Source organism: Embleya sp. NPDC050493, from assembly GCF_044458105.1.
In the GTDB taxonomy this organism is placed as follows: domain Bacteria; phylum Actinomycetota; class Actinomycetes; order Streptomycetales; family Streptomycetaceae; genus Embleya.
Window position 1 is genome coordinate 60,949 of record NZ_JBITHP010000031.1, and the last position, 18,087, is coordinate 79,035.

Genomic DNA, 18,087 nt, shown 5'->3' on the forward strand with positions numbered 1-18,087 from the left:
AAAGCCCCTCGCGCGCGCATCCTACACCGGGCGCGTGTACCCTGGGCGTACTTCATAATAACAAACCCCCGGGGGGGGGGGCGCCCCCGGCCCCCCCCCCCCCCCCCCCCGCTCAGTGTTTTTGACTACACGTCAGTTACCGCAAGGTCACTCGGCGCTTACGCGTCGCGCTTCCAGCGCGGCTTGCGGTCACCCGCCGGGCCGCCGGCCGGACGGTCGTAGTGACCGTCCCGACGCGGCGCACGGTCGTGCGAACGGTCCCGGTCGTTGTAGGACGGCCGGTCGTTGTTGTACGTCGGACGGTCACCGCGCGGGGCACGGTCGTTGCCGTAGGCGGGACGGTCGCCGGTACGCGGCGCGCGGTCCCCGTACGACGGACGGTCGCCGCGGTAGCCACCCTCGCGCCGGTCGCCGCCGCCGTAGGACGGACGGTCACCGGAACGCGGCGCCCGGTCCCCGTACGCGGGACGGTCGCCGGTACGCGGTGCCCGGTCGCCATAGGCCGGCCGGTCACCCGTGCGCGGAGCGCGGTCGCCACTGTTGTAGGCCGGACGGTCACCGCTGTTGTACGCGGGACGGTCGTTGTACGCGGGACGGTCGGCACGCGGGCCGCGGTCGCCCGACGGACGGTCGCCGCGGTAGCCACCCTCGCGCCGGTCGCCGCCGCCGTAGGACGGACGGTCGCCGGAACGCGGTGCCCGGTCCCGGTCGCCGTAGGACGGACGGTCGCCACGCGGCGCGCCGCCACGACGGTCGCCGCCGCGGTCGCTGCCGTACGGCGGACGGTCGCTGCCGCGGTCGTTGCGGTCGCCGCCCCGGTAGCCGCCCTCGCGCCGGTCGCCGCCGCGCTCGCCCCGGTCCGGACGCTCGTAGCGCTCGGTCCGCACCGGCACGTCACCGTTCTTCGCGGCCTCGGCCAACTCGGCCGCCTTGCGCCGCAGTTCCGCCGCCTCGGCCTTGAGCTCGATGATCCGACCGGCGAGCCGCTCGGCCTCGGCCTCGGCCTCGACCGCGGCGTCCGCCACGGACTGCGCCTTGACCTCGGACAACGTGCGTGCGCCGGTCAGCTTGCGCATCTCCGGGTCGTTGGAGCCCTGCACCCGAAGGCGGGTCGGCTCGACGCCGGCGTCCTCCATCAGGCGGTCCACCGTGCGGCGCTGGTGCGGCAGCGCGAGCGTGACCACCGCACCGGCCTCACCGGCGCGCGCGGTACGACCCGCGCGGTGCAGGTAGTCCTTGGAGTCGGCGGCCGGGTCCACGTGCAGGACCAGGTCGATGCCGTCGACGTGGATGCCGCGGGCGGCGACGTCGGTGGCGACCAGGACCGGCGTGCGGCCCTCCTTGTATTCGGCCAGGGTGCGGGTACGCGCGCCCTGGGTCATCCCGCCGTGCAGCGCCTCGGCACGAACGCCCGCCTCACGCAGCTGCTGCGCGACGCGGTCGGCGCCGAACTTGGTCCGCACGAAGATCATCGTGCGCCCGCGACGGGCCGCGATGGCCGCCGTGACGTACGTCTTGTCCTTGGGCTGCACGACCAGCACGTGGTGCGACATGGTCGTCACCGACGATGAGTGCGGGTCCACCGAGTGGGTGACCGGGTCGACCAGGTACTTGCGGACGATCGCGTCCACGCCCTTGTCCAGCGTCGCGGAGAACAACATCCGCTGACCGCCGGCCGGGATCAGGTCGAGCAGTGCGGTGACCTCGGGCAGGAAGCCCATGTCCGCCATCTGGTCGGCCTCGTCGAGGATGGTGATCTCCACGTTGTCCAGCACGGCCGAACCGCGGTCCACCAGATCCTGGAGCCGACCGGGGGTGGCGACCAGGATCTCCACGCCGCGCTCCAGCGCGAAGATCTGCTTCGGCATCGACATGCCGCCGGTGACCGTCTTCATCCGCAGGTCGAGAATGCGACCGTAGGGCTCCAACGCGTCGTGCACCTGCATCGCGAGTTCACGCGTCGGCGTGAGGATCAGCGCGAGCGGGCGACGGGCGCGGGCCTTGCGACCCGACAGGCGGGTCAGCATCGGCAGGCCGAAACCCAGCGTCTTGCCGGAACCGGTCCGACCCCGGCCGAGGATGTCCTTGCCGGCCATCGCGTCCGGCAGCGTCGCCGCCTGGATCGGGAACGGGTGGGTCACGCCGCGTCGCGCGAGCGCGTCCACGACGTCCTTGTGCAGACCGAACTCGGCGAAGCTGGGGCCGGTCGGCTCGGGCACGGCCTCGGCGTCGACCTCGTCCGAGGCGTCGTCCGCCCCGTCGAGCCCGGCCTCGTCGGCGGCGTCGTCCTCGACGCTCGCGTCGACGTCCGTGTCGCCCTCGGTGTCGTTGTGCACATCGGCGTCCGTCGCGGCCTCGTCCTGCGCCGCGAGCTCGGTGTCGCCGTCATTGGTGTCGTCGTTCTCGACGACCTCGGGAGCGATCTCGGTGATCTCCGCGGCGACCTCGGTCACCTCGGCTGCCTGCGCACCCGCCACACCCTCCTGCACCTCGGCACCTTCGGTACCGGGCATGGGCGTAGCAGTGTCATTGGCATAGGGGGGCATGCAAAACCTTCCGGATGCGGCCCGTCTCGAAGGTCCGCAGCCGAAATGTGGTCGCACGAGAAAGCGACACTTCTGCGGAGCACCAGAACGAGCCTACGAGGCGCCGCGACTCATGGCGGTGCCTGGATATGGGCAAAGCGATTCACCAGCGTACCCGATCACTGCGCGTTTACGCCTATCGGGTGCGTTCGTACTCCACCCTCAGACGTGCGTCCTCGTGCACGACGAGCAGCCTCGGACGCTGCCACGACCAGTGCTCGGGGAGCAGGTACAGCGTCCCCGGCGCACGCCGCAACAAGCGCAGTCCGGTGTACCGGTAACGGTAGGAGGCGCCGATTTCTTCCTCGACCGCGATCCCGTCGTCCGATCGCATCCGCAGATCCTGCACCGAATACAGGACCACCCCGGTCCGCCTGGGCAGTTGGTGCGCGACGGCCTTGCCCGCGTCCCGCCCGGACACCTTCGCGTACGCCGCCGATGCCCAGAACAGACACAGCACCACGGCGGCGGCGGTCAACAACACCGACGGCGACCACGGCCGCGAGCCGGCCGCGGAGCTGCGCCGGTGCGCCCCGATCCGGCGCGAGAGCAACACCCCGTACGCACTGATCAACAGCCCCAGCGCGAGCGCGCACGGCAACAGCAGAGGCCACCACTGCGCACCGCGGACGGGCCACCGGTACACCCCGATCCAGGTCGCGCCCGGCAACACGAACCACGCACAGCGCAGCCACCACGCACACCATGCGGCGATCCGTCGGTGCCGACGCAGCCACACCAGCAGCCGGGGATGCACCACCCGGGTCGCGAGCAGCGCGGCGACGAGCACGAGCAGCGGCCGGTACAGCGCGCGCAGGCCGTCCGCCAGATACTCCAGGGTCGGCCTGTCCAGCACGCTCTCGTCGAACCCGAGGTACTCGGACCGAGCCGAGTCACGTGCCCAGCCGAAGTGGTACAGCAATCCGGTGAGTACGAGCGCGACCACCACGAAAGCGGTCACGAACTCGCCGTGGGGGCTTGCCGATCGCCCCTCCGGGGCGCCCTTGGCGACCTCGGTGCGTGCCGTCTCGACGACCCGATGGGCCCGGTGCGCGGACCTGCGCCGCCCGGGCGCCCGTCGACCCGCCGGCGGGGATCCGTGTTCCACCACGGGTGCGGGCTCGATCGTGTCCGGTTCGCCGAACCACTCGGTGAGCATCGAGACCGGCTCGCGGTAGGACACCTCGGCATGCCCCACAGAAAGGTTGCCGGTCGTCCGGAAGGGCGCGAACTCGGCCGGCCCGCCCGGGATTTGCTCGCCCCGCTCGCCCCGCTCGGCCGGTCCGACGTGCCCGCCGGGTGCACCGGAACCGGCCCGGGCGCCCGGCCCGTCGGCACCCTCGCCCGCCCGGGCCGTCCCCCGGGTCCGCGGCTCCGGATCCCCCCACGCCTGTCCGGGCCCCGGTTCGTACGCCTGCGGCCCCGGCGAGCGCCGCCACTCGCCGCGAGCGCGCGGCACCGCCGCCTCGGCCGCTGCGGGCCCGCCCACCCGGGTGGTCGATCCGGTTCCGGGAAACTCGGGCTCATCGTCGGCGAAGTCCGGCATCGGCCCGATGTCCCCCTGCGTGGTCACCGCTTCAGCATGGGCACGGAAAAACCTTGGCTCCAATTCACGACACCACGCGTCACCCGTTCGGCCGCAGCGCGTGAGGGCGCGACGGGAGCGCACGAGATCCCCGACCCGCCCGGGCCGGATACCCGTCCGGTGGATCCCGCTGCGGCGCGGCCCCACCGGGATCCACCGGGCGCGGCACCAGGCCGTGTCCGGCGGATCCCGGGGGGGCCGCGCCGCCTGGCACCGCACCTCGCCGCACCGGAGAAACAACCGAATAGCACCACTATGCGGCTGCTTCTCCGGCACGCCGAGCCACGGCACCAGACGACGCGACCTCATCCACCAAAATCCACCGGACACGGCCTAGCGTGCTCGGGTGTCACAGACCCGAGTACTCACCGCCGTCTCGATCGGCGGCGCCGTCGGGGCGCTGGGCCGCTGGGCACTCGCGGAGGCGCTCCCCCACAGCGGCACCGCCTTCCCCTGGGCGACCCTGCTCACCAACGTCACCGGTTGCCTGCTGATGGGGATCCTGATGGGCCTGACCCCGCCCGGCCCGCTGGTCCGCCCCTTCCTGGGCACGGGTGTGCTGGGCGGCTTCACCACGTTCTCCACCTTCGCCGTCGAGACCCGCACCCTGGCGGCCGGCCACGCGTGGGCCTCGGCCTTCCTCTACGTCGTGGGCAGCGTCGCCCTGGGCCTGGCCGCCGTGCAGATCGGCCTCGCCGTCGCCCGCCGCCCGCGCGGGGTCGCCGGATGATCCCGCTGATGGTGGTCCTGGGCGCGCTGGTCGGCGCACCGCTGCGCTACCTGACCGACCTGCACGTGTCCGCGCGCACCGAGTCGGCCTTCCCGTGGGGCGTGCTGACCGTGAACGTGATCGGCTCGCTGATCCTGGGCGTGCTCACCGGCCTGGCCCCCGACGAGCGGATCGCCGCGCTGATCGGCACCGGCTTCTGCGGCACCCTCACCACGTTCAGCACCTTCGGCTACGCGACCGTGGACACCTACGCCCGAGGCCGGCGCGCCGTCGCCGCCGGCTACGTCCTGCTCAGCCTGACCCTGGGCCTGGCCGCGGCCGCCCTCGGCCACGCCGCGGCCCGCTGACACACCGTCAGCCGTACCCGTGCTCGTGCAGCCACTCGTCCCCGATCCCGAAGTGGTGCGCCACCTCGTGCACGACGGTCACCTCGACCTCCTCGACGACGTGTTCGTACGTCTCGCAGATCCGCAGGATCGGGTTGCGGTAGACGGTGATCCGGTCCGGCAGGACGCCCGCGTACCAGTCGCCGCGCTCGGTCAGCGGGATGCCCTCGTACAGGCCGAGCAGGTCGGCCCCGTGCTCGCCGTCGGGGGCGGGTTCGTCCTCGACGAAGATCGCCACGTTGTTCATGAGCCTGGTCAGCTCAGGCGGGATCCGGTCCAGGGCCTCGGCCACCAGTTCCTCGAACTCCTCGCGCGACATCTCCAGCACTCCCCCATTCTGCGGGTTCGCACCCCCGTTCGCGGGGCCTGCCGGGGGCCCGCACCGGCCCCCGGTTATCCGCTTTGCAAGCGCCGCCGAAAACCCCGTATAGTTCGGGACGTCCCCGACGGCAACAAGACGCCGGACACGGCCAACAAGCCCCCATCGTCTAGTGGCCTAGGACGTCGCCCTTTCAAGGCGGTAGCACGGGTTCGAATCCCGTTGGGGGCACGCAACAAACCCCCTCGGGGGCCGCAACAAGCCGGACAGCCAGTACGGTAGGGTTCAACACGAAGGAAGCCCAAGGAAACGCGGGTAGAGGTCCTGTGGAGCAGTTTGGAGTGCTCGTCACCCTGTCAAGGTGAAGGCCGCGGGTTCAAATCCCGTCAGGACCGCAAGATGGAAAGGTCGGGGCGCCGAAAGGCGCCCTGATCCATCGAGGCCAGGTAGCTCAGTTGGTACGAGCGTCCGACTGAAAATCGGAAGGTCGGCGGTTCGACCCCGCCCCTGGCCACCGCAGCCGGAGAAACCGACGCCCCAGACGATTCGTCGTCCGGGGCGTTCTTGCATTGCCGAGCCGGGCGCCGGTGGCCCGATCGGGCGGCTCGGCACCGCAGCGGCCGGCCGACGCGGCCGGCCGACTCACCCGCTCGGGTGTCGCCCCGGGCGCGCGCTCGTGTCCGCGCCGTTCGTCCCGGACTTCGTCGTGATACTTCGGTCATGAGCGCCGCGGACACCCCCGACCGGATGCCCACCCATCCCCCGCACGACGAGGCGATGGGAACACGGCTGAACTGGCTGCGGGCGGCGGTGCTGGGCGCCAACGACGGGATCGTCTCCACCGCGGGTCTGGTGGTCGGCGTCGCCGGAGCCACCGACGAACGCGCCCAGTTGCTCACCGCCGGACTGGCCGGACTGCTCGCCGGATCGTTGTCGATGGCCGCGGGCGAATACGTCTCGGTGAGCACCCAGCGCGACGCGGAGAGGGCCGCGCTGGTCCAGGAGCGGCGCGAGTTGGCCGACGAACCGGAGGCCGAGCTCGACGAGTTGACCGGCCTGTACCAGGAGTTGGGCCTCACCCGGCCGCTCGCGCGCCAAGTGGCCGAGCAGCTCACCGCCCACGACGCGCTCGCCGCACACGCCCAGGTCGAGCTCAGGATCGACCCGGACGAGCTGACCAACCCGTGGCATGCGGCGGGCGCCAGCTTCCTGGCCTTCACCGCCGGCGCCCTGCTGCCGCTGCTCGCGATGGTGCTGCCGTCCGCCTCGACCCGACTGCCGATCACGGTGGCCGCCGTGCTGGTCGCCCTGGTGGTGTGCGGCTGGAGCGGGGCCCGATTGGGCGGTGCCCCGCCGACGCGCGCGATCGTGCGCACCACCGCGGGCGGGGCCCTGGCGATGGCGGTCACCTACGGGGTGGGCAGTCTGCTCGGCGCGAGCGGGGTGTGAGCCGGATCACCGCCCGCGTCCGGGATCGGGCATCCGCGTCACCATCGAACAAATCGGCCCGGACTCGTCGAGGACTTCCGTGTTTTCCCACTCACCGGGCCACCGCCGGCCCGCAGGTCTCGATACCGTCCTCGGAGTCGGTTCGCATCGGACCGTCACCGACAGCCCGTGGAGCGGAGGATTCGTGGCCACCCCCTCTCGTGTCATCAGGCTCGTGTCGTCGAGTTCGCGTCCGCAACGCAAGGGCGGCATGAAGTCGACCGCGGTCGCGGCGACCCTGACCCTGACCCTCGCGGGCGCGCTCACCGCGTGTGGAAGCGGCGGCGGCAAGAACTCCGCCAGGAGCGGTTACGCCGAGATCTGCGCGGACCGCACGCACAATGTGCGCGTCGACGACTTCCGCTGCCTCGGCCGAACCGACCCGACGCTGTCCTGGTACTACATCCCGCATTCGTGTGGACAGACCCTCACTCCGGCCAGGGGTACGACCCTGCTCGCCGGGCAGGGATCCTTCGATCGCCCGCGCAAGGGCAAAGTGGAACGCGGCGGCTTCGGCTCGTGCCCGTCGAAGAGTTCAAGCTGACGCGGTGTCACATCCGGGGAGGGCTTGAGCCATGCGCCGTATACCCAGTACGCCTCGACCGGGCTGGAAGCCGCTCGTCGAGTCGCAGGGGCTGCTCTACGCGACCTGGCAGGAGGACGACGGCACCGAGGTGCCGTACTGGCACGAAGAGGCGTACTACGAGCTGACCCTCGACGAGGTGGACCGGCTCGAGGACGTCACCGAGGAACTGCACGAGATGTCGGTCGCCGCCGCCCGGCACGTGATCGAGCGCGGCGACCTGACCGCGTTCGGCCTGCCCGACGAGGCCCGCGACTACCTGCGGATCACGCTGGAGGAGGAACACCCGAGCGTCTACGGGCGGTTCGACCTCGCGTGGGGCGGCGACGGCCGCGCGGCCAAGCTGCTCGAATACAACGCGGACACCCCCACCGCGCTGATCGAGGCCTCCCTGGTCCAGTGGTACTGGCTGCGCGACTGCTTCCCGGAGCGCGACCAGTGGAACAGCCTGCACGAGCGGCTGGTCCGCGCGTGGCGGCGGATCAAGCCGTATCTGCGCTCGGAGACGATGCACTTCGCACATGTGGAGGGCACCGAGGACGAGGAGGAGTGGCTGCACACCGCCTACCTCCGCGACACCGCCTCCGAGGCCGGGCTGACCACGATCGGCCTGGAGGTCGCCGAGATCGGCTGGGACAGCGAGCGGCTGCGCTTCGTCGACCTGGAGGAGCGGGGCATCGACACGATGTTCATGCTCTATCCGTGGGAGGACATGCTCGCCGAGCCGTTCGGGAAGCACCTGGTGAGCCATCCCCGTTCGTGCCTGTTCATCGAACCGGCCTGGAAGGCGATCCTGTCCAACAAGGCACTGCTCGCGGTGCTGTGGGAGCTGTACCCCGGCCACCCGAACCTGCTCCCCGCCTTCCTGGACTCGCCACGCGGCATGGAGTCGTACGTGGCCAAGCCGCTGCACGGACGCGAAGGCGACGCGATCCGGATCGTCACCCCCGCCGGCGAGCACATCCAGCCCGCCGAGGCGTACGGCGACGAGGGCTGGTGCTTCCAGGAGTACGTGCCGCTGCCCGACTTCGACGGCAACAAGCCCGTGCTCGGCGCATGGGTGGTGGACGGCAAGTCCGCGGGCGTCGGCATCCGCGAGTCCAGCGGCCCGGTCACCGACGGGTACGCCCGCTTCCTGCCGCACGTGATCGACGGCCCGGCCCCGGACGAGGACACCCGGCTCGCCTGGCTCGACGAGGACTGACCGGGCACGACCCCGCGCGCACGGTCACGTTGCTCGCACACAGTCACGAACGCCGGCGATTCGGCGAGATCGAAATCGCGCCCCGGACGTGCGGATCATCACTCTGCGTGTTCAATCGCCGATTTCCGGTCGGGTCCGTCGAATCCACCCCGATGCCCCGATCGTCGGGCCCGCACGGCACCGATGGGGCCGGGAACCCGGATCCGCCGAGCCGCCGCGGCTGCGTTCCCCGACCGACGGCGCCGAGACCGGGCCCCGATGGCGCCCACCGGCCGTCCCGAAGCCCCACGGCGCCCCCGGCCCGCCGAGGCCGAGCCGGGTCCGCCCCACGACTCGGGCCGCCCGGCCGGCGGCCCTGCGGATCCCCCGCCCCGGGAAAGGTTCGAACCACTGCCGCGGGCAGCCGGCCGGACCGGCCGCGAACATCCGTGTGACCAAGGTCACTGTTTTGACTGGCAATGGTTTTCATCGACGGCCGGAAATCGACTGTGCATTCTATGTGATATTTTACTGGACGCCGTCATGGATCCCGGACGAAAACGCCCCGGCGGGCCCCGTCCCACTCCGGGCCGAGCGTCCCGGACACCGCCCGAAAGCACCGCCGGAACCGCAGGCCGGCCCGCTGAGCGGCACCGCGACGGCCTCGGGCCGACCGTCCGCCGGGTCGGCACTTTCCGGGCACGCAAAAGAGTGCTGCACCGGACCCGGCGGGATCCGGTGCAGCACTCAGGGGAAAAGCTTTCGACGCAGCCCTCAGGCTTCGCTGCGCTGCTGCGGAATGCCCGCGAGCAGGGCGCGGACCTCCACCTCGCGGTAGCGACGGTGTCCGCCGAGCGTGCGGATCGACGTGAGCTTGCCGGCCTTGGCCCAGCGCGTCACCGTCTTGGGGTCGACGCGGAACATGCTGGCAACCTCGGCCGGCGTCAGCAGCGGCTCGGCATCAGGCGTACGAGCGGTCATGAGCGGCCTCCTCGGGAGAACCGAACCAACACGGTTCTTTCTTCAAATTCTGCACCTTGACCCACGATGTCCTAAATAGTTCACGAGGGCCAAGTCGGTTATAGGACGAACGGCTTGTCCTTCACAGTACAAGTACACCATCCGTCGCACCCGGTTGGTCAAACCGCCGGATTTGGCATCCCAGGGTTCAAGCCACGCGATCCCGAAGGACCAGGCATAGCGGACAGTCACCCGACTGTGACGATGAGTCACTCGGGCCCGATCGACCCCTCGTGTCCACCCCGTCCCACCAGCAACGAAGTATCCCCGATGACTCGACCCGACCAGACCGACTACATCTGGTTTGTCCTTTTCATCATATACGAACCATTCGCTGGCGTATGCACCTTGTTGTGAGTCGATCTCCAACAACCTGGAGGGCTGGGAGTCCCACAACTCGAACCAGCAGGTTGAGAGGCTTTCAGATCACGGGGTGAGTGAACACGAAAGAGTGACGACGGTCACGCCGAAACTTCATGAAATGCGGACGCTTGCTCAGCTCGCGTGCTCCAGAGCACGTACCGATTGCCAACGCTCCGTAATCCTTCGGTAGGCCGCCGATGCTCGCGCTCCGTCACCGGATCCCAGTGCGGCGATGCCCTCGGCGACGTCCGCGACCGAGTTCTCGGTCGCCGGATCACCCGTCCCGAGCAGTCGCACGAGCCCGCCGTAGTCCAACTCGACCAGCGCCCGCGGGTGGAACTCCTCCAGCCAGCGGCCCACGTTCTCCAGCCCGGTGATCAGCGCACCGTCCTCGACCGTCTCGCGGAGCACCTTCAGCGCCCGGGCGACCCGACGCCGGGCCTGCACCATCGGCGTGCGGTAGTAGAGCTCGCCCGGCCCCGCCGACGCGTCCTCGGCCGCCGGCACCAGGACCCGCTCCTCCGGGGCGAACAGCACGAACCAGCGCACCGGGACGTGCCACGTGCTGCTGTGGATGTGCGGATGCACGTCGGGGTGCGCGGACTTCCACCGCTCGTGCTCTACGTGCGCCTGATCGATCACCATCCGCGGCCAGAACACGTCCAGCACCGCGGCCGGATACTCCCGCCGCAGCTCGGCCAGCGCCGTCCAGCAGCGCAGCCGGGTCTGCCGCGGGCAGATCACCGTGACGCCGTCCAGGACGTGCACGTAGGCGTCCTCGCTCTCGTGCGGCGGCGCGATCACCGGAGGGGTGGCCAGGAGGTTCTCCAGGCCGCTCCGGTGCTCCTGCGCGGTCAGTCCGGCAGGCGAAGGTGCCTCGGGCGACGCGGGGGTGCCTGTCGGCTGTGTGGCGACGTACGCGGCCCACCGCTCGCGTTCCGGCTCGGGAAACGCGGCAAGCGGCTCGTACACCCGCAGGTACGCCGCGTAGGGGGCAACCACCGAAGTCCGCACGAACGAATCTTGGCACGTCGGTCGAGCCCCGACGTGGAGAAGGTCCGACCCGGTGATCCCCGGGGGTTCTAGGCTTGAACGGCCGCGCAGATCCGCGCGGCGGATACATCACCACGATCCCATGGAGTCACCACAGTGACCGACAGGATGGATGGCCCCGACGGCACGACGTCGGGCCTGGTGTTCGGCAGGTCGACCGGCCACGAACAGGTCGTCTTCTGCCAGGACCGCGCGAGCGGCCTGCGCGCGATCATCGCGATCTACTCCAGTGCCCTGGGACCCGCCCTCGGCGGCACCAGGTTCCACCCCTACGAGACCGAGGAAGCGGCCGTCGCGGACGTCCTCAACCTCTCCCGCGGCATGGCCTACAAGAACGCCCTGGCCGGACTCGACCACGGCGGCGGCAAGGCCGTGATCATCGGCGACCCCGATCGGGACAAGTCCGAGGTGCTGCTGCGCGCCTACGGGCGGTTCGTCCAGTCGCTGGGCGGTCGCTACATCACCGCCTGCGACGTGGGCACCTACGTCGACGACATGGACGTGGTCGCCAAGGAGTGCGACTACGTCACCGGTCGCTCCCCCGAGAACGGCGGTGCGGGCGACTCGTCCGTGCTGACCGCGTACGGGGTCTTCCAGGGCATGCTGGCGTCCGCCGAGCACCGCTGGGGCACCCCGACGCTGCGCGGACGCCGAGTGGGCGTGGCGGGCGTGGGCAAGGTCGGCCGGCACCTGGTCGGCCACCTGGTCGAGGACGGCGCCTCGGTGGTGATCACCGATGTCGACGAGCGGGCGGTGGCGCACGTGCGCCGGCTGCATCCCGAGGTGGACTTCGCAGCCGACACCGACGCCCTGATCCGGCTCTCCGACCTGGACGTGTACGCGCCGTGCGCGCTGGGCGGCGCGCTGAACGACGACACCGTCCCGGTGCTGACCGCGGCCGTGGTGTGCGGGGCGGCCAACAACCAGCTGGCCCATCCCGGCATCGAGAAGGCGCTCGCCGAGCGCGGAGTGCTCTACGCGCCGGACTACGTGGTCAACTCCGGCGGGGTGATCCAGGTCGCCGACGAGCGGCACGGATTCGACTTCGAACGGGCCAAGCGCAAGGCCACGGGCATCCGCGCGACGACCGCGAAGATCTTCGCGCTGGCCGACGAGGAGGGGGTGCCACCGGCCGTCGCGGCGGACCGATTGGCCGAGCGGCGCATGGCGGATGTGGGCCGCCTGCGTGACATCTACCTCCAAAGCTGACCGACACGGTATCGTCAGACTCGGCAAAGGACCCCAGATCAGGCCCCTGACCAGCCGGAACAGCACAGCTCGGTCGGGGTCCGAGCCCCGCTGTCACCCATGCGACGTACCGCCCGGCAGCGGAAGCAGGTACCGTTAATCCCCTACGGGCCGGTTCTCAAGTGCCATCGAACCGACCCTGACTATGAACGCGTGTCAAGACCCGGGGCCGTGAGCCCCGTCGTTGAGGGGGTCGAGCCATGGGGCGCGGCCGGGCCAAGGCCAAGCAGACAAAGGTCGCCCGCCAGCTGAAGTACAACAGCGGCGGTACGGATCTGAGCCGTCTGGCTGAAGAGCTGGGCGCGTCGTCGCCAACCGACTTGCCGATCGGCAAGCCTGAGGTTGACGACGACACGAGTGAAGACGAGTTCGACGACCCCTACGCGGGGTATTCGGCTCGTTACAACGATGACGAGGACGAGGAAGACGACGGCCGATCGCGCCATCGTTGACCCTGCGTTCCTCGTTCTCGAGCACGGGAACGAACGCCCACTTCAGCCGGGGCGCCCGTGCGCTGTGACACCGCCCGGTCCGGGACCGAGTAGGACGACTACTCGACCCCGGGCCGTTTGGCGTGTTCGCGAACGCGCCCACGGGGGCACCGCCGTCCCGATCCGGGACGACGGCCACCGCCGCGGGTGCCTTCGTCATGCCCGGTGATCGCCGTTCAGTACGGCCCGGCCGGAGCCGGTGACGATGTCGCCGAGGATCCAGGCCGGCACGCCGCGCTCGGCGAGCACCGCCAGCGCGGCGTCGGCCGCGTCCGCGGCGACCACCGCGACCATGCCCACGCCCATGTTCAGCGTCTTCTCCAACTCGGCGCGGGGCACCCGGCCGAGCGCGCCGACCAGGCCGAAGACCGGGGCCGGCGTCCAGGTCGAGCGGTCCAGGCGCGCGTCCAGGTGGGCCGGGAGCACGCGCGCGAGGTTGGCCTCCAGGCCACCGCCGGTGACGTGCGAGAAGGCGTGCACGTCGGTGCGCCGGGCCAGGTCGAGGCAGTCCAGCGAGTAGATCCGGGTCGGTTCGAGCAGTTCCTCGCCGAGTGTGCGGCCCAGTTCCGGGACGTCCCGGTCCAGGCTCCAGCCGGAGAGCGTGAAGAACACGTGCCGGGCCAGCGAGTAGCCGTTCGAGTGCAGACCGGAGGCGGCCATCGCGATCACCACGTCGCCGGCGCGCACCCGTTCCGCGCCGAGCAGGCCGTCGGCCTCCACGACCCCGGTGCCGGCGCCCGCGACGTCGTACTCGTTCGGGTCGAGCAGGCCGGGGTGCTCGGCCGTCTCGCCGCCGACCAGCGCGCAGCCGGCCAGGACGCAGCCCTCGGCGATGCCCTTGACGATCGCCGCGATGCGCTCGGGAACGACCTTGCCGGTGGCGATGTAGTCGGTCATGAACAGCGGCTCGGCGCCGCACACGACCAGGTCGTCGACGACCATGCCGACCAGGTCGTGGCCGATCGTGTCGTGCTTGTCCATCGCCTGCGCGATGGCGACCTTGGTTCCCACCCCGTCCGTCGCGGTGGCCAGCAGGGGGCGTTCGTACCGCTTGAACGCGGACACGTCGAACAGGCCCGCGAAGCCGCCCAGGCCGCCGACGACCTCGGGCCGGGTGGCCTTGCCGACCCACTGCTTCATGAGTTCGACGGCGCGATCACCGGCCTCGATGTCGACGCCGGCCGCGGCGTAGGTCGCGGTGCTGGGGGTGGGGGTGGACTGGTCGCTCACGGCGGCGGCCCTTTCGGGTCGGGTCGGTGGATCTCCTCGGACACCCCGCCGCGCCCCCGGGTGGGGACACGACGCGGCGATCCGAAGAAGAGAACTCGGGGACTCGGCTGATCAGGGACGGCGGAGCGCGTCCTCGGCCCCGCCGCCGCCGAGGAGGGCCTGCACGCCGTCCACGTCGGTGCGGACGGTCTGCTCGATGCCTTCGAGGAGGTGCTTGCCCAGCCGCTCGGGGTCGGGCAGTTCGATCGGGTATTCCCCGTCGAAGCAGGCCCGGCACAGCCGGTCCTTGGGGATGGTGGTCGCCTCGACCATCGCGTCGATCGAGATGTAGGCGAGCGAGTCGGCCCCGAGGGACTTGGCGATCTCGTCGACCGAGAGACCGTTGGCGATCAGCTCGGCCCGGGTGGCGAAGTCGATGCCGAAGAAGCACGGCCACTTCACCGGCGGCGAGGAGATCCGCACGTGCACCTCGGCCGCGCCGGCCTCGCGCAACATGCGCACCAGCGCACGCTGGGTGTTGCCGCGCACGATCGAGTCGTCGACGACGACCAGTCGCTTGCCCTGGATGACCTCGCGCAGCGGATTGAGCTTGAGCCGGATGCCCAGCTGCCGGATGGTCTGGCTGGGCTGGATGAAGGTCCGACCCACGTAGGAGTTCTTGACCAGGCCGTTTCCGTACGGAATGCCGGACTGCTCGGCGTAGCCGATCGCGGCCGGGGTGCCCGATTCCGGGGTCGGCATGACCAGGTCGGCGTCGACCGGGAACTCCTGGGCCAGCCTGCGGCCCATCTCGACCCGGGACGCGTAGACGCCGCGGCCGGCGATCGTGGTGTCCGGGCGGGCCAGGTAGACGTATTCGAAGACGCAGCCCTTGGGCTTGGCCTCGGCGAAGCGTCGGGTGCGCAGGCCGTGCTCGTCGACCGCGATCAACTCGCCCGGCTCGATCTCGCGAATGAACGAGGCGCCGACGATGTCCAGGGCGGCGGTCTCGCTCGCGACCACCCAGCCGCGTTCCAGCCGACCGAGCACGAGGGGCCGGATGCCCTGGGGATCGCGCGCGGCGTAGAGCGTGGTCTCGTCCATGAAGACCAGCGAGAAGGCGCCCTTGACCTCGGGCAACACCTGCATCGCGGTCTGTTCCAGGGACAGGTCCGGGCTGCCGGCCAGGAGCGTGGTCAGCAGATCGGTGTCGCTGCTGGCCTCGATCCGGCCCTGGTAGGGATGGTTCGATTCGCCGCGATCGGGGCCCTGCTCGGCGACCAGACGGGACAGCTCACCCGTGTTGGTGAGGTTTCCGTTGTGGCCGAGCGCGATGCTGCCGGTCGCGGTGGCCCGGAAGGTCGGCTGGGCGTTCTCCCAGACCGACGAACCGGTGGTCGAATAGCGGGCATGGCCGACGGCCATGTGCCCGCGAAGCGAGCCCAGGGTGGTTTCGTCGAAGACCTGGGAGACCAGGCCCATGTCCTTGAAGACCAGGATCTGGGATCCGTTGCTCACAGCTATGCCGGCGGATTCCGTTCCGCGGTGCTGCAATGCGTAGAGACCGAAGTAGGTGAGTTTTGCGACCTCTTCGCCGGGGGCCCAAACGCCGAAGACGCCGCAGGCATCCTGCGGGCCCTTCTCGCCGGGGAAGAGATCGTGGTTGAGTCGTCCATCGCCACGTGGCACGAGATCGAGTCTACGACAGCGCCGGATCCGTCGCGGTTCACCCCATCAGTGGCAGGTATCCGGACAAGTCGCTGCGTTCGCCACTGGCCAGCACCCGGCCGTCCTCGACCGCGTCCGCCCAGGTCAGGCGGCCGGTGGCGAGACGGATCCAGGTCCTTGGGTCGGTCTCGACCACGTTGGGCGGAACGCCCCGAGTGTGCCGGGGGCCTGTGACGCACTGCACTACGGCGAACGGCGGGACGCGGACCTCGACCGAGTGCCCGGGCGCCCGGGTCGCCAGCGCGTCGGCCAGCGCCCGCACCACGGTGCCCAGCGCCTGCCGGTCGTGCGGGAACGGTTCGCCGATGGCGCGTTCGAGGTCGTCCGCGTGCACGACGCCCTCGATCAGGCGGGTCACGAGCATGTCGGCGACGCGCATCGGACCGATCCGGGTGATGGTGACCCGGGTGTCCGGGACGCCGTCGAGGGCGGCGATCGCGGCGTCCGCGTAGTCGGCGGGGGTGTGGCCGGCCTCGGCCATCTCGTCGGCGATGGAGGAGACCACGGCGGCGTAGGCGGAGGTGCCGTTCGCCCACTGTTCGACGGTGATCACCGGGCCGGTCGGGGCGGGCTCGGCGAGCCAACGCGGTACCGCCTGGATGCTCGCGGCCAGGTGTCCGACCAGGTTGGCGGTGGACCAGCCGGTCAGGCCGGAGGGAGCGGCCAGTTGGGCCGGGGTCAGCCGGGCCGTGACGTCCACGATCGCGCGCCACTGCGCGATCAGCGCGGCACGCACCTTGACCGGGTCGACCTTGCGGGGGCGGGGGGCGGCGGGACGGCTCGTCATGGGTGCAGATTAGAGCGCGCGACCGACCGCAGGTAGCCGATTCGTTTCTGCACAGATTCGGCTCCGGGCCGCCCGAGCCGACCGCCGAATCGTGACGCTGGGCCCATGAGCAATTACGGGGATCCCGGCCGGGTCGACACGATCGCGGCCGAATTGGCGGCGGCGAGCGAGCGGGTGCGGCCCGGGCCGATCATCGCGACCGATTGGCGGGGCGGCGCGGCGGACGCCTTCGCGGTCCGCGCGCAGACGTGGCGGCGGGAGTGCGCGGCGACGGAGCCGGCCGTGCTCGCCGTGGTCGAGGCGCTGCGGGTGCACGCGGCCGCGATGCGGGCCGCGCTCGCCCGGATCGCGGCCAACGAGCGGGCCGCCCGGGAGGCGGCCGGGGCCGGCCCGCACGAGCGGTTTCCGGTCGAGGGCAGCGCGGCCTGGCTGGACGAACGGTGGGCACCGCGGTGACCGCCGGGTTCACCGCGACGCCGGGCGCGCTGGTGGCCCTCGCGGGCCGGTTGCGGGCGGTCGCCGGCGAGGTGTGGGCGCTGCGCGAGCGCGTCGCGGCCGTCGACGTGGCGACGAGCCGGCCGCTGGCTCCGCAGACCTTCGAGGCGGTGCGCGCCCGGCTGCGCGAGGCGGTGGAGACGCTGGATCGGGCCGAGCGCACCGGGGTGGACCTGGCCGACCGGCTGGTCGAGAACGCGCGGGCGTACGCGGAGGTGGACGAGGTCGCGGCGACGCGACTGCTCGACCTGGCCGCGCCGGCCACCGCTCCGCCGCCGGCCGCCGCCTCGGTCCGCGTCGCCGAGCCGCCGTTCGCGCTGCCCGAGGCGTACGACGGACCGGTCACGGTCCGGCCGATCGGTCGCGGCGCGGGCATCGCCCGGGTCACACCGGTCGCATCGGCCCCACCCGTGGCACCGGTCACCCCGGCCGCCCCGGACGGGGACGAGATCGTGGCCCGCGCGAAGCGGTGGGCCGACCTGCGGCTGGGCTACAGCATGAGCGGGCTGCACGACGGCTACCGCACGGACTGCTCGGGGCTGGTCTCGATGGCCTGGGGGCTGTCGCCGCCGGGGCTGACCACGGTGACCCTGCCGGAGGTGTCCCACCCGATCGGCCGGGACGACCTGCGGCCCGGCGACATCCTGCTGAACACCGCGCCGGGGGCGGCCGGACACACGCTGATCTTCGCGGGCTGGGCGAATGCGGCGCACACGACCTACTTCGCGTACGAGGAGAGCGCCTCGAAGGGCGCGCACCACGCCACCGTGCCCTACCCGTACTGGCCCGGCCACGGTACGTTCCGGCCGTACCGGTTGGGGACGTAGTGGCCGC

Annotated in this window: 17 protein-coding genes and 3 tRNA genes; 12 read left to right on the forward strand and 8 right to left on the reverse strand. The window is 71.2% G+C overall.

Annotated features, from left to right (window positions below):
• Positions 1–158 precede the first annotated feature (158 nt).
• Positions 159–2,513: a DEAD/DEAH box helicase gene (locus tag ACIBM5_RS39125; protein WP_396011471.1), complete on the reverse strand. Its 2,355-nt coding sequence runs from the start codon at positions 2,511–2,513 to the stop codon at positions 159–161.
• A gap of 208 nt (positions 2,514–2,721) precedes the next feature.
• A complete protein-coding gene (locus ACIBM5_RS39130) occupies positions 2,722–4,158 on the reverse strand; it encodes a hypothetical protein (RefSeq protein ID WP_396011472.1) in 1,437 nt (478 codons plus the stop codon).
• 358 nt (positions 4,159–4,516) lie between these two features.
• Here ACIBM5_RS39130 and crcB (ACIBM5_RS39135) point away from each other — a divergent pair, with 358 nt between their 5' ends.
• Both crcB (ACIBM5_RS39135) and crcB (ACIBM5_RS39140) read left to right on the forward strand, forming a co-directional pair.
• Entirely contained in the window at positions 4,517–4,900 is a 384-nt protein-coding gene (gene crcB, locus ACIBM5_RS39135) for a fluoride efflux transporter CrcB (protein ID WP_396011473.1), read from the forward strand.
• On the forward strand, positions 4,897–5,247 hold the full coding sequence (gene crcB / locus ACIBM5_RS39140; RefSeq protein ID WP_396011474.1) for a fluoride efflux transporter CrcB: 351 nt from the start codon (positions 4,897–4,899) through the stop codon (positions 5,245–5,247). Before crcB (ACIBM5_RS39135) ends, crcB (ACIBM5_RS39140) begins: the two co-directional genes overlap by 4 nt.
• 7 nt (positions 5,248–5,254) lie before the next feature.
• On the opposite strand, the gene ACIBM5_RS39145 is transcribed toward crcB (ACIBM5_RS39140), so the two are convergent.
• Positions 5,255–5,614, reverse strand: coding sequence for a metallopeptidase family protein (locus tag ACIBM5_RS39145; RefSeq protein ID WP_391589171.1), 360 nt, complete (start codon positions 5,612–5,614; stop codon positions 5,255–5,257).
• 149 nt (positions 5,615–5,763) lie between these two features.
• Here ACIBM5_RS39145 and ACIBM5_RS39150 point away from each other — a divergent pair.
• The 6 genes from ACIBM5_RS39150 (at position 5,764) to ACIBM5_RS39175 (ending at position 8,880) form a co-directional block, all read left to right on the forward strand.
• Positions 5,764–5,836 (forward strand) — tRNA-Glu (locus ACIBM5_RS39150).
• Between the two features lie 89 nt (positions 5,837–5,925).
• Positions 5,926–6,000, forward strand: a tRNA-Asp gene (locus ACIBM5_RS39155).
• A 45-nt stretch (positions 6,001–6,045) separates the two neighbouring features.
• Positions 6,046–6,119, forward strand: a tRNA-Phe gene (locus tag ACIBM5_RS39160).
• 206 nt (positions 6,120–6,325) lie between these two features.
• The gene (locus ACIBM5_RS39165; RefSeq protein ID WP_396011475.1) at positions 6,326–7,054 is read left to right on the forward strand and encodes a VIT family protein; all 729 of its coding nucleotides are present in this window, start codon (positions 6,326–6,328) and stop codon (positions 7,052–7,054) included.
• A gap of 214 nt (positions 7,055–7,268) precedes the next feature.
• Positions 7,269–7,637, forward strand: a complete 369-nt coding sequence (locus tag ACIBM5_RS39170) for a hypothetical protein (RefSeq protein ID WP_396011476.1) — start codon at positions 7,269–7,271, stop codon at positions 7,635–7,637.
• A gap of 31 nt (positions 7,638–7,668) precedes the next feature.
• Positions 7,669–8,880, forward strand: a complete 1,212-nt coding sequence (locus tag ACIBM5_RS39175; RefSeq protein WP_391589174.1) for a glutathionylspermidine synthase family protein — start codon at positions 7,669–7,671, stop codon at positions 8,878–8,880.
• Positions 8,881–9,633: 753 nt separating this feature from the next.
• Here ACIBM5_RS39175 and bldC read toward each other — a convergent pair.
• Both bldC and ACIBM5_RS39185 read right to left on the reverse strand, forming a co-directional pair.
• Complete coding sequence (gene bldC, locus ACIBM5_RS39180; RefSeq protein ID WP_020555617.1) at positions 9,634–9,840, reverse strand: developmental transcriptional regulator BldC; 207 nt, start codon at positions 9,838–9,840, stop codon at positions 9,634–9,636.
• A gap of 534 nt (positions 9,841–10,374) precedes the next feature.
• On the reverse strand, positions 10,375–11,256 hold the full coding sequence (locus tag ACIBM5_RS39185) for a hypothetical protein (RefSeq protein WP_396011477.1): 882 nt from the start codon (positions 11,254–11,256) through the stop codon (positions 10,375–10,377).
• A gap of 147 nt (positions 11,257–11,403) precedes the next feature.
• On the opposite strand from ACIBM5_RS39185, the gene ACIBM5_RS39190 reads away from it, so the two are divergent.
• Entirely contained in the window at positions 11,404–12,504 is a 1,101-nt protein-coding gene (locus ACIBM5_RS39190) for a Leu/Phe/Val dehydrogenase (protein WP_396011505.1), read from the forward strand.
• A 239-nt stretch (positions 12,505–12,743) separates the two neighbouring features.
• Positions 12,744–12,995 carry a DUF3073 domain-containing protein gene (locus ACIBM5_RS39195; RefSeq protein ID WP_020555620.1) on the forward strand — a complete coding sequence of 84 codons (252 nt, stop codon included), beginning with the start codon at positions 12,744–12,746 and terminating at the stop codon, positions 12,993–12,995.
• A gap of 195 nt (positions 12,996–13,190) precedes the next feature.
• Here the strand turns inward: ACIBM5_RS39195 and purM are convergent, their stop codons facing one another.
• From purM to ACIBM5_RS39210, 3 genes are all read right to left on the reverse strand, one after another.
• Positions 13,191–14,264, reverse strand: a complete 1,074-nt coding sequence (gene purM, locus ACIBM5_RS39200) for a phosphoribosylformylglycinamidine cyclo-ligase (protein ID WP_396011478.1) — start codon at positions 14,262–14,264, stop codon at positions 13,191–13,193.
• 111 nt (positions 14,265–14,375) lie between these two features.
• Positions 14,376–15,932, reverse strand: a complete 1,557-nt coding sequence (gene purF / locus ACIBM5_RS39205) for an amidophosphoribosyltransferase (protein WP_391589177.1) — start codon at positions 15,930–15,932, stop codon at positions 14,376–14,378.
• 37 nt (positions 15,933–15,969) lie between these two features.
• Positions 15,970–16,758 (reverse strand): sterol carrier family protein, encoded by a 789-nt coding sequence (locus ACIBM5_RS39210; RefSeq protein ID WP_396011479.1) that lies wholly within the window; start codon positions 16,756–16,758, stop codon positions 15,970–15,972.
• 105 nt (positions 16,759–16,863) lie between these two features.
• Between ACIBM5_RS39210 and ACIBM5_RS39215 the strand changes: the two genes are divergently transcribed.
• Positions 16,864–17,214: a hypothetical protein gene (locus ACIBM5_RS39215; protein ID WP_396011480.1), complete on the forward strand. Its 351-nt coding sequence runs from the start codon at positions 16,864–16,866 to the stop codon at positions 17,212–17,214.
• On the forward strand, positions 17,199–18,080 hold the full coding sequence (locus tag ACIBM5_RS39220) for a hypothetical protein (RefSeq protein ID WP_396011481.1): 882 nt from the start codon (positions 17,199–17,201) through the stop codon (positions 18,078–18,080). Before ACIBM5_RS39215 ends, ACIBM5_RS39220 begins: the two co-directional genes overlap by 16 nt.
• Positions 18,081–18,087 lie beyond the last annotated feature (7 nt).

Bases quoted from the DNA above. Each gene is read 5' to 3' on its own strand.
- ACIBM5_RS39125 (WP_396011471.1), bottom strand. From the start codon at position 2,513: ATGCCCGGTACCGAAGGTGCCGAGGTGCAGGAGGGTGTGGCGGGTGCG.
- crcB (WP_396011474.1), top strand. From the start codon at position 4,897: ATGATCCCGCTGATGGTGGTCCTGGGCGCGCTGGTCGGCGCACCGCTG.
- ACIBM5_RS39165 (WP_396011475.1), top strand. From the start codon at position 6,326: ATGAGCGCCGCGGACACCCCCGACCGGATGCCCACCCATCCCCCGCAC.
- ACIBM5_RS39175 (WP_391589174.1), top strand. From the start codon at position 7,669: ATGCGCCGTATACCCAGTACGCCTCGACCGGGCTGGAAGCCGCTCGTC.
- bldC (WP_020555617.1), bottom strand. From the start codon at position 9,840: ATGACCGCTCGTACGCCTGATGCCGAGCCGCTGCTGACGCCGGCCGAG.
- ACIBM5_RS39190 (WP_396011505.1), top strand. From the start codon at position 11,404: ATGGATGGCCCCGACGGCACGACGTCGGGCCTGGTGTTCGGCAGGTCG.
- ACIBM5_RS39195 (WP_020555620.1), top strand. From the start codon at position 12,744: ATGGGGCGCGGCCGGGCCAAGGCCAAGCAGACAAAGGTCGCCCGCCAG.
- ACIBM5_RS39210 (WP_396011479.1), bottom strand. From the start codon at position 16,758: ATGACGAGCCGTCCCGCCGCCCCCCGCCCCCGCAAGGTCGACCCGGTC.
- ACIBM5_RS39215 (WP_396011480.1), top strand. From the start codon at position 16,864: ATGAGCAATTACGGGGATCCCGGCCGGGTCGACACGATCGCGGCCGAA.